A 10,150-nucleotide genomic window follows, 5' to 3' on the forward strand; every position below is an offset into this window, starting at 1 on the left:
ACTACGTGTCCACGATTTGCGGGCAACCCCACCTGTTCGAACGCTTCGGCATCCCATGCCGGTTGCGTCCGCTAGCGTGGTGTATCAACGTCCCACCGCAACAAGGGCGTCATGGCGGCATCCCAATCAGGCTCGGATGATGACATCGTGAAGTTCTTCGTCAACGGCGAGGCCTTCAGCTTCACGGACGAAAACCCGGACAAGGATTCCTCGTATGCTTTCACCAAGATCTCCAGCGAGACTCCCAAGTTCGATGGTCGCACCGATCCCGTCGCAGCGACCACGTTCACGAACAACGTCGTCGATACCCAGGAGCTGACCATCGATATCCGCGACCACCACGTCGTTCCCGCCGGCGAGCACGGCAACGAGCAGGGTACGGCGCCCATCATCCTGTTCAAGTTCACCGCCACCAATAAAACGAACGAGCCGCTCATGCCGCTTCTCCCCAGCGACTTCCACGCCCTGCAATCGAAGCAGCTTGCCGATGCCCCTTTCCCCACCAAGACTCCATCGGCTCACTTGTCAACGAGGTCCCCATGGGCGAAAGCGTCGAAAACGCCATGGCGTTCGTCCTCGAGAACACCACCACGCCCGTCGAGCTCATCGTCCACGATCTCCTTTGCGCCAGGGCGCTCGGCCGAGCTACCTATCCGGTCAGCTAGCCCCAGCTTTCCGATGCACCCCTTACCCCAGCCCGGCACTCCCCTCACCGCTTGTCATCATCGCTGCCCCACCGCGAAGCACATCGCCGGGCATTCGTTAACCTCGCCCTTGGTTGCCAAGACCCCAAAACAAAAAGAGGAAACGCCGCAATCGAAGCGTTTCCTCTTTGTTTAACTATCAGCTTTTCGCCTCACTCAGCTTCGCAGCCCCGAGGTATCAAGCAAGCGTTCTAGTGCCTATTCGCACGCAACACCATCGTTGTCGCGATCGAGAGCCGAACGGTACCCCGGCTCGCCGCGGTACAGCGGAGCCTGGCCGGCCGCCCGCACGGCCGCACAGTTTCGGTAGTACGTCGACGCCGGTGCAGGAGCCGGCGCCGGAGCGTTATGCACGCGAGCCGGGACTGGCGCAGGTGCGGGAGCCGGTGCAGGCGCTGGCGCAGGGGCTGGTGCGGGAGCAGGCGCAGGGGCCGGTGCAGGCTTGGCAATCCGCGGCGGATTCGGGATGATCCCCGGCAGCGGATTCGGAATCATGCGCTGCTGGACTGCCCAGTACACGCCGCCGCCGATCAGCCCGACCAAAGCAACGACACCAACAACCGAGCCAACGATGATAGCCGCGTCAGACTCAACAGAGTCGGATTCCTGGTTCTCATCGTTTTCATTTCCGGGGTTCACCACGGTCGAATTCGTTGAATCCTCGGTAGTCGAGGGATCAAGATTCTGCGCATACGCCGGAGAGACAGCGCCGAAAGAGAGGGCCGCTGCAAGCAGGAGGCCGAGAGATTTCTTCTTCACAGAAGGTATTATGACTCTAGTCAGCCATTTGCCAGAAATTGGCACTTCGGGACTATTTTTGCAGCGCACAACCGCAAACGTTTCGGCTCGCTCAAGACGCTTACTGTCGAGATTAGACCGCACAGCTCCCAGACGCGACCTAGGGCCGCTTATCCCAACCGACCCCGCACCTTCTTCCATGCCATAACAACATATTTACGGTTAAGCACCAGAGCAAAAACGATCATCACGGCCAAAACGATGTTGTTCCACAGCAAATTCCCTAGATAGAAATTAGCAATCACAAAAACTGAGGCCACCACCAAGGCCGACACATCCCGGAGGTTGTAGCGAATCCGCACTGCTTTCCGGGTGTCCCACGCACGGACAAGGGCAACGACCGCAAACGACACCGTCGTCGCTGTCGCCGCGCCCAGAATACCGATAAACGGAATGAGCGCAACGTTGAGGACCAGGTTGACCACGGCGCCGAGGACAGTCGTCACCATCACGCGTCGGCTCTGCATCTTCGCTACATACACGGCATCGTAGATTCCGGCGAGGACGTTGATGACTACGCCAGCCACGAGTACCGGCACCACCACCAGGCCGCCGGAATATTCGTCCGAAATCATAAGTTTGAAAAGGAGCGGCATGCCGGCAATGAGGACGAGACCGCCGCTACCGAAGAGCTTGAGCGCCGAGTTCGCGACGCTGGAGAAGAATTCATCGCGGTCAGGGCTCTTGATATTGACTGATGCCGACTCGGCCCAAGACATCGTGAAAACGCTATTGGGCGCGTTGAGTACGGTGACAAACTTCGCGGAAGCCGCGTAAATGCCGTTGGCACCCGTGCCAAGAAAGAAGGAAATAAGCAGACGGTCCGCCGCATTATTAACCCACCATGCAAGCCCATTCGGGATAAGCGGAACGGAATAAGCAAGCATCGCGCGACATTGAGACTTCGACCGCAAAGACGGAACGACGAGTGTCCACATGCGAAGTACGAAGAAGAGGTAGAACGCACCCAGGGCATTGGCGATAATAAGCGCGCTGAACACGCCTGCCACCGCCCAATGGAACACGCCAACAAAAACCAGCGCCCCCACAAGCGTTACCGCCGCGGTGATGATATTGGACATCGCGTAGTGGAGGTTAAAGCCAAGACCACGCGAAATCTGGCCGAAGTTCTGCAGAAGTGTCATGCAGATTCCCACGCCCACCACGAGCAAGAAATGAGCCGGGCGGAAAGCGAGCCACACCCCTGCCGCGACAACCACCACGAACAATAAGAACAGCCCTAAAAGGGCAAGCGTATTCGTCACGATCCGCTGTTGTTCCTCACGTGAGTCACGCGCATCGATAAGGAAGCGGAAACTCGCCATGTGAATCTGGAGTGTGAGTACCGGAATCACAAGCGAGAACGCCACCGTCATAAGGTCAACGAAGCCGAACTCGTCCGTTGCCAGAGCGTGCGTATAGAACGGCAGAAGGATGAAACCGACAATCTGGGCGGAAAGACTGCCCAGCCCCAAGATCAGCGTGTTCTTAAAGAGTTCGCCACCCTTGCTCATCGATGTGCGCCCCGTGCTTTCCACTCATGAATCGCGACCGGTAGCCAGGCCCCTGCATAACTAGCCGCGGCATAGATACGCAGTTGCGGCAAAGACTGTGCATCAGAAAGCACCACGCGTCGGTACCGCTTCATCAGCGCCAGAGCAGACCGACGCTCCGCAGCAGTGGAGGCTTCGAAGACCATGTACAACGCTTCGGCACACAGGCGATTATCAAAGGCCGCGGAGAGCTCTTCCTCACGCCGGGCTTCGATCTCTGTGACTAGGCGCATCCGGTCTTCACGGCGAACAGAATGCATCGTGCTGTCGTCGTGCTGGCGGTAGCCGTAGACCTCATCCTCCGTCGCCACAATTGTTCTCGCGCGCGCGAAAGCATCTAGGTTCATGAGGAGATCCTCCCCCACGCGGGTATCAGCCACAAATGATGCAGCCCCTAAGACTTCTTTCCTAAAAAGCTTGGCGTAGGGAGCATTGACCAGACGCTGATACAGCAGTTCCGAACGAGCAACACGAGAGGTCAGTACCCGCGGCTCGTCTCCTAGGACGCCGGGGACATAGACATCTTCGAATGCTGTGAACCTCATGCTCACGATGTCTGCCTCACAACATCGCGCGGTCTCCACCAAACGCCCCACCATGTGCGGATGCGCCACATCGTCGACATCTACAAAAGACACAAACTCACCGTGCGCCTCAGCCACGCCCCGATTACGGGCACGCGCAGCTCCCGCGTTGGGTTGGTCGATAACCCGGACCCGCGCATCCCGGCGCGCGTAGTCCTGGCACACGGCGAGTGTCTCATCGCTCGAGCCGTCATTGACCACAATGACTTCGAAGTCGTCGTAGTTCTGCGCGAGGACGCTGTCCAAGCACTCGGTTATGTGCCGCATCGCATTGTATGCGGGCATCACTATAGATACGGTCGTCACGGGAATTCCTCTCTAGCGCTCCGAAGCGCTACCTGCACCACCGCTCGTAGCGGTCGTAATACTTCGCCATGGCAACCTCTGGCTCAAGTTCGCCAAGGAAATCTGCTGCATCCTCGATCGGATACGTAGCACTCACAGCACGACGCAGTGTCGCCCCCATCGCTTCCGTATCGTTGAGCTCCACCAGATACTCCCGCAGTCGACCGGGCATCACCTCACGCGCGGCGAAGGGCACATCAAAAGCCACCACTGGGCAGCCGCACACGTGTGCTTCGGCGATCACCATGCCAAAGGACTCGTAGTCCGCAGGATGAAGCAGTGCGGCTGCCTTCCGCATGTAAGCAAAAGGATTGTCCACAAAGCCCACCAGCTCCACAGACTCGGTGAGCCCACGCGCATCAATATCGCGTTGCAGTTCCTCCCGTAGATCCCCTTCACCTAAGAGCTTATATACGTAGCCTTCCTGAGCGAGACCGCTCGCATCGAATGCCGCGATGCCAACGCTCAGGTTCTTTTCTGGCGAATAGCGCCCCACGGACACCACCAATTTTTCACGGGCTACTTCAGGACCTGCGTGCTCGGCAATCGCCTTCATATCAATGGGGTTGTAAATGTAGTCATCACGGCGACTGCGGATCCCAAAGTTCTGGTGCACCTCCTCCTCAAGCATCTGTTTCGACACAGCAACGTTGCAGCGTCGGTTGTACAGGAACTTGCACATCAGCCCGGAAAGTCCCGTGTTGCTGACATGAACCATGCCGTGATTGACATAAATGAAGTCCGCGTTGAATCGGCTCAGTCGTACCACCAGTTGCGCGAATGGCAGGTGTGCGGTCGCCAGGGTAATGCGATAACGTGCCCAATCATTTTCCAGCCGGCGGTTCAGTTGCCACAGGTAAAACGGCAGGAGCAGCTTGGAGCCGCGCTTGCCGATGCCTCTGAGCTCGACGTTGGGGCCGAGGGCGTAAGCATCCGAGGGTTTTTCCGCCAACAGGTAAATGATGGCCTTTTCCTCGTCACGCGCGTTGTTCGCCATATTCTGTACCACGCGTTCGGCTCCACCGTGGGCAATGCCGTTGATGACGTATATGGAGGCGGGCTTAGCCTTCTTCTTTGGTGCTTGTTTGATGGCCAGCGGAATAATGCCAAGTATGAGCATGGAAAAGGCGTGCGACATTGTCTCGTACGTCAGCATAGTTCCCAAATACGCACCCGTGATAAATACAACGGCGCTGCTGCCGCTCATGAGTGTGCGACGCACAGCGAGGTAGTAAAGAAGAAGCCCGATGATCCCCAGCTCTACGAAGGTCTGGACCACGGTGCTGTGGATTTGCACGTACCAGTCTTGGTCGATATTTGCGGAACGAGCAGCGGTCAACCCGTTGCCGATAATCGGGCTTTGTGAGAACCACTGAACGGGGCTCCGCCACAACAGGACGCGGGTGTGCAGGGTCTCGGTAGGCACCTGAATCTTTTCAAATGCAGCAAGCAGCGTACCGCCAATAATTCCCAGTAGCGCCAGCTCTTTAGCAATGGCTCCAATGAAGAAACGGTTGACAGCAACGAGGAAGACCGCCAGTACAAGCATCACGAGAATGGATTTCGACAAACTCATCACAAAGCCGAATCCAGCCAGTGGCACCACGAGCAAATATCCAATATTGCGGGCACGCCACGCATCAAAGATCGCAACCGTTGCCCACACAACCATGAACAAAGAAGCAAAATTCGGATCCTGGGCGTAACCAGCGTAGCGGACCAGTCCTAGGGGCGTCCAGGAAATACCATCAGAAAATCCGCCAGCATACTCGCTGAAGTAGTTTCGCAGATCGAGACCGCGGTACACGAGGAACATGCTAAGGAAGAGGAAAGCGCCCGAAATGTGTGTGCTCACGCTCGTTGCTCGCCACGTCAACCGACTCCGGAAGGCAATGACCGTAAACCAGAAGAACAGGTTCAGCGCATTGGCTAGCGCCACAGTGAAGAACTGGTCCTGAACCAACTCAAGGTCACTGAAACTCCACGCCACGTTGCAGACCATCGCGAAGACGAAGTACCACAACAGATAGTGATTGACACCAGCCACCCGCAATCGCGGCCACCGCTTCTCCCCCACGCACCGGATAAACCCGATAAAGAAAGTAAGGAGCCCTAGGCCGGCAGGAACAAGCCGGGCATCCTGGCCGAACACAAGCAGTTCTCGGTTAAAAGTGGCGAAAATAAGCGAAAACAGAAAACCGTTAAATATCCAAGCTTCTACACGCTGCAGCACGGCGCGCTCCTCACAGTGAAAGTCAACTCCGGAGTCCACAAACATGGACTGCATATCGGTATGTCGAGTAGTTAGTCTTTACTGAAAATACACTAAAAGCGGCCGCAAAGCTGTGTCAGCCCAAGTAGCGAGCACCCAAAATCGGACGTGTTCAGCAAAACTCTGCATTAAGCACCCCGCACAACCGGCGATCATGTACAGACACGCCAGTACAATCACACGGTTTTCCGAGCCTGAGGATTGCTTAGGAACTCAAACCCGCTATGCTATTAGGGACTACTGCACATCTCATGGATGTATAGAGCGACACACAAGGCGGCTCATACATCCACACTCAATCTCAAGGAAACTATGCGTACCATCGTCACCGGCGGCGCCGGCTTCATTGGCTCCCACCTCGTCGACCTTCTTGTTTCGGAAGGACACGAGGTTCTCGTCATTGACGACTTGAGCAGCGGTCGCCGTGAGAACTTGGCTCAGCACGATGGTTCCAAGCAGGTCACGCTCGTAGTGGCTGAATTGCTCACCATGGATATTGACAAAGTCGTGGGCGATTTCCGCCCCGAGGTCATCTTCCACCTCGCAGCCCAAATCGATGTCCGCAAATCCGTCGAGGATCCCATTCACGACGCAGAGCTCAATATCCTGGCGACTATCCGCTTGGCGGAGGCCGCACGTGCCGCTGGTGTCCGCAAGATCATCCACACCTCCTCTGGCGGCTCCATCTACGGTCTGCCAGAGACGTTCCCCGTCACTGAGGACACCCCAGTGGATCCGCATTCTTTCTACGCGGCATCGAAGACCACCGGTGAAATCTACCTCAACACCTTCCGTCACCTGTACGGTCTCGACTGCAGCTTCATCGCACCGGCAAACGTCTACGGTCCCCGTCAGAATCCGCACGGCGAGGCCGGCGTCGTCGCCATCTTCTCGCAGGCACTGCTCGATGGTAAACCCACCAAGATCTTCGGCGGTGGTACCAATACCCGCGACTACGTGTATGTCGGTGACTTAGTCCGTGCCTTCTATGCTGCATCAGGAACTGAGGGAAGCGGCATGCGTTTCAACATTGGCACCTCGGTCGAGACCTCAGACCGTGAGCTTCATAGCATGGTCGCTGCAGCGGTCGGCGCAGCCGATGCTCCTTCGGACGAACCCGCTCGCCTCGGCGATCTTCCCCGTTCCTCCCTTTCTTTCGAGCGCGCACGGACGGTTCTCGGGTGGACCCCACAGGTTGACCTCAAAGAGGGCATTGCCCGCACCGTCGAGTATTTCCGCACGGCTGAAGCCTAAGTCCCTGCACACCACCGGCTCCCGCAAGAAAGTATTCTCTCCATGAAGCATGTGCTCTACCGTCGCGTTCTCAAGCGCGGCCTCGACATCGTCGGCGCCACCGCGCTTGGCCTCGCGACCGCACCCATCATGGCTGCGACGGCCGTTGCCATCAAGGCAACCTCCAAGGGGCCAGTAATCTTCCAACAGGAACGCCTCGGCAAGGATGAAAAGCCGTTCAAGATCTACAAGTTCCGCTCCATGTACACGGAAGCGCCGAGCCTTCCCCCGTACATGCTCAAGGATCCGGATGCCTTCATCACGCCTTTGGGCAAGTGGCTGCGTAAGTCCTCCATTGACGAGCTTCCGCAAATACTCAACGTGCTCAAGGGCGACATGAGTTTCGTGGGCCCGCGCCCCGGCGCCGCCAAGAATGAGGAGGACCTCCGCCTCGAGCGTCGCAAACGCGGTGTCTTCGATATCCGCCCCGGCATTACCGGCTGGGCACAGGTGAACGGCCGCGATGAGCTTGCCGCCAACCCCGTAGAAAAAGCCGAGTATGACTCTTTCTACGCAAAGCACATCTCGCTGTTTATGGACCTGCGTTGTCTCTTCAACACAGTATCCACAGTGGCGCTGCGTGACGGCTACGTCGAAGGCAGCTCTGCTCAACCGCGCCGACGCAAGGTGCTCTTCCTCATCCACACGCTAGGCGGTGGCGGCGCGGAAAAAGTCCTCGTCGACCTCACGGCAGCGCTCGATCCCAAGCTGTTCGATGTCACCGTCATGACGGTTATCGATACCGGTATCTACAAGGAACAGCTGGCACCGCACGTCACGTACAAGACGATGATCAAGATTCCGTCCTTCCTAAAGAGGCGGACCACGGACTCTTCCGGCACGCTCAATGCTGAGGCAAGCGCGAAGACCAAGCTCGCTGCGAGCATCTACGCCAAGCTCTGGTGGTTTATGCCCGCACAAGCCATCCATCGCGTGTTTATTTACTCGCATTATGACGTCGAAGTTGCTTTCCTCGAAGGCATCCCTGCAAAGATCATCAGCGGTTCTACCGATCCCCGCGCCCGCAAGCTGGCCTGGATCCACACCGACTTCGCGAAGAACCACAAGTCCGCGCAATTCTTCAAGACTCACGACTCCGAGCTTCGTCGCTACGGCCGCTTCGATAAGATCATCTTCGTCTCCGAGGAATCCCGCCAAGGCTTCATCCAGGAGGTCGGTGAGCCCATCGATTCGATGGTCACTCCGAACCCCATCAATATCGCCCGCATCGAAGCACTCGGCGAGACTCCCCTCGATACTTCTTCCGCCGCTACCTACAGCCCGGATCATTTCGACCTCACCGTCGTCGGACGCCTCGTCCCTGTCAAGGCCATCGATCGCCTCATCACCGTGGTGAAGGACCTTCGCACCGAGGGCACCGCAATAGACCTTCACGTCGTCGGCGATGGTCAGGAGCGTACAAATCTCCAGGAGCTTGCCGCTGATGCCCCCTTTATCCACTTCCACGGCTACCAAACCAACCCCTACCCCTACATCAAGAACTCAGACCTGTTCCTCATCCCGTCGCACGCAGAAGGCTTCAGCACCGTCATGCTCGAGGCTCTTCTCCTCAGCGTCCCCGTCATGTCAACCCGAGTCTCCGGCAGCTCGTTCCTCGAAGACGAGCAAGTCATCGACAACACCACCGATGCCCTCCGCGCCGCCCTCCACTCCATTGTTACCGACGAAGATGCCGCCGAGAACATCGCACGAGCCTCCACCGCCGGCCGGCAGAAGGTAGTGGACAGCGTGTCGGCCAACCTGCACGCCATCGAAGGTCTATTAAGCAATTCCCTGAATGCGCAACCCTAGCCCAATCCAAATCTCCTAGACACAGCATCTACTGTTGGGCCTTACACCCGTTGAGTCTCGGGAAACCACGCACGTCCCCAAACCCGATTTCTGAGACATCAATGCCAAACCTCTCTTGCTCAACATCAAGCATGAGGAACTCCTCAGCTCCGAGCCCGAAGTTCACAAGCACCTGGACGTCATCCTCAGCCGCTCCCCTATGCCACCTTCACCGGCGAGGACTACACGCTCAATGGCCAAGCCGAGTTCCGCGTCTTCGACTACTTCTGCACCATGTTCGACATCGCCGGCGCCGCCCTCATCAACAAGGCCGCCAGCATGGCTGGCCACACAAGCTGTCAGGAAGGTCGACAACAAAGCACTCACTAAGATCGTCTGGTACCCCGTCGTCAAGAAAGTCGCTGTCATGCTCGGCCAGAAAATCACCAGACAAACCGTCGGCTCCGCCGTCACCAAAGTCGTCCCCGTCCTCGGCGGCGTCGTCGCCGGCACGCTTACCTATGCCGCCTTCCGTCCCATGGGCCAACGCCTCGCCAACGACTTCGTCAACGACGTCAACAACACCTTCGACCTCAAAGACGACCCAAAGAACGAACTCAACGCCGAATTCCTCCAAGAACTCGAAGAACAAGAAAACACGATCATCGAGGGGCGAAGTCATGGACTAAGTTAGTTCCTGAGATGAGCCCCAAGGACAAAGAGGGCGACCATCATGGGTACCTTTCGAATCAACTTCTACCTATCCTCGAAAGAACTACGGACCTGACCCCTGTTTGGTGGACACCTGAT

General features: G+C 57.4%; 8 protein-coding genes. 4 read left to right on the forward strand and 4 right to left on the reverse strand.

Annotated features, from left to right (window positions below):
• Positions 1-111 precede the first annotated feature (111 nt).
• A complete protein-coding gene (locus HMPREF2559_RS12700; RefSeq protein ID WP_141759180.1) occupies positions 112-840 on the forward strand; it encodes a hypothetical protein in 729 nt (242 codons plus the stop codon).
• 62 nt (positions 841-902) lie between these two features.
• Here HMPREF2559_RS12700 and HMPREF2559_RS03715 read toward each other — a convergent pair whose 3' ends face one another.
• The 4 genes from HMPREF2559_RS03715 to HMPREF2559_RS03730 form a co-directional block, all read right to left on the reverse strand.
• Positions 903-1,463: an excalibur calcium-binding domain-containing protein gene (locus HMPREF2559_RS03715; protein ID WP_070539573.1), complete on the reverse strand. Its 561-nt coding sequence runs from the start codon at positions 1,461-1,463 to the stop codon at positions 903-905.
• Positions 1,464-1,612: 149 nt separating this feature from the next.
• Positions 1,613-3,016: an oligosaccharide flippase family protein gene (locus HMPREF2559_RS03720; RefSeq protein ID WP_070539575.1), complete on the reverse strand. Its 1,404-nt coding sequence runs from the start codon at positions 3,014-3,016 to the stop codon at positions 1,613-1,615.
• Positions 3,013-3,945 carry a glycosyltransferase family 2 protein gene (locus tag HMPREF2559_RS03725; RefSeq protein ID WP_066510007.1) on the reverse strand — a complete coding sequence of 311 codons (933 nt, stop codon included), beginning with the start codon at positions 3,943-3,945 and terminating at the stop codon, positions 3,013-3,015. The genes HMPREF2559_RS03720 and HMPREF2559_RS03725 overlap by 4 nt, the downstream gene beginning before the upstream one ends.
• Positions 3,946-3,973: 28 nt before the next feature.
• Positions 3,974-6,271, reverse strand: coding sequence for a glycosyltransferase (locus tag HMPREF2559_RS03730; protein WP_066510005.1), 2,298 nt, complete (start codon positions 6,269-6,271; stop codon positions 3,974-3,976).
• A 297-nt stretch (positions 6,272-6,568) separates the two neighbouring features.
• On the opposite strand from HMPREF2559_RS03730, the gene HMPREF2559_RS03735 reads away from it, so the two are divergent.
• From HMPREF2559_RS03735 to HMPREF2559_RS03750, 3 genes are all read left to right on the forward strand, one after another.
• Positions 6,569-7,510, forward strand: coding sequence for an NAD-dependent epimerase/dehydratase family protein (locus HMPREF2559_RS03735; protein WP_066510003.1), 942 nt, complete (start codon positions 6,569-6,571; stop codon positions 7,508-7,510).
• A 42-nt stretch (positions 7,511-7,552) separates the two neighbouring features.
• On the forward strand, positions 7,553-9,361 hold the full coding sequence (locus tag HMPREF2559_RS12955; RefSeq protein WP_070539579.1) for a sugar transferase: 1,809 nt from the start codon (positions 7,553-7,555) through the stop codon (positions 9,359-9,361).
• A 406-nt stretch (positions 9,362-9,767) separates the two neighbouring features.
• Positions 9,768-10,034, forward strand: a complete 267-nt coding sequence (locus HMPREF2559_RS03750; protein ID WP_066509997.1) for a hypothetical protein — start codon at positions 9,768-9,770, stop codon at positions 10,032-10,034.
• Positions 10,035-10,150 lie beyond the last annotated feature (116 nt).

It is taken from the genome of Corynebacterium sp. HMSC072G08 (assembly GCF_001809185.1).
GTDB classification, from domain to species: domain Bacteria; phylum Actinomycetota; class Actinomycetes; order Mycobacteriales; family Mycobacteriaceae; genus Corynebacterium; species Corynebacterium phoceense.

Bases quoted from the DNA above. Each gene is read 5' to 3' on its own strand.
- HMPREF2559_RS03735 (WP_066510003.1), top strand. From the start codon at position 6,569: ATGCGTACCATCGTCACCGGCGGCGCCGGCTTCATTGGCTCCCACCTC.
- HMPREF2559_RS03750 (WP_066509997.1), top strand. From the start codon at position 9,768: ATGCTCGGCCAGAAAATCACCAGACAAACCGTCGGCTCCGCCGTCACC.
- HMPREF2559_RS12700 (WP_141759180.1), top strand. From the start codon at position 112: ATGGCGGCATCCCAATCAGGCTCGGATGATGACATCGTGAAGTTCTTC.
- HMPREF2559_RS12955 (WP_070539579.1), top strand. From the start codon at position 7,553: ATGAAGCATGTGCTCTACCGTCGCGTTCTCAAGCGCGGCCTCGACATC.
- HMPREF2559_RS03730 (WP_066510005.1), bottom strand. From the start codon at position 6,271: ATGCAGTCCATGTTTGTGGACTCCGGAGTTGACTTTCACTGTGAGGAG.
- HMPREF2559_RS03720 (WP_070539575.1), bottom strand. From the start codon at position 3,016: ATGAGCAAGGGTGGCGAACTCTTTAAGAACACGCTGATCTTGGGGCTG.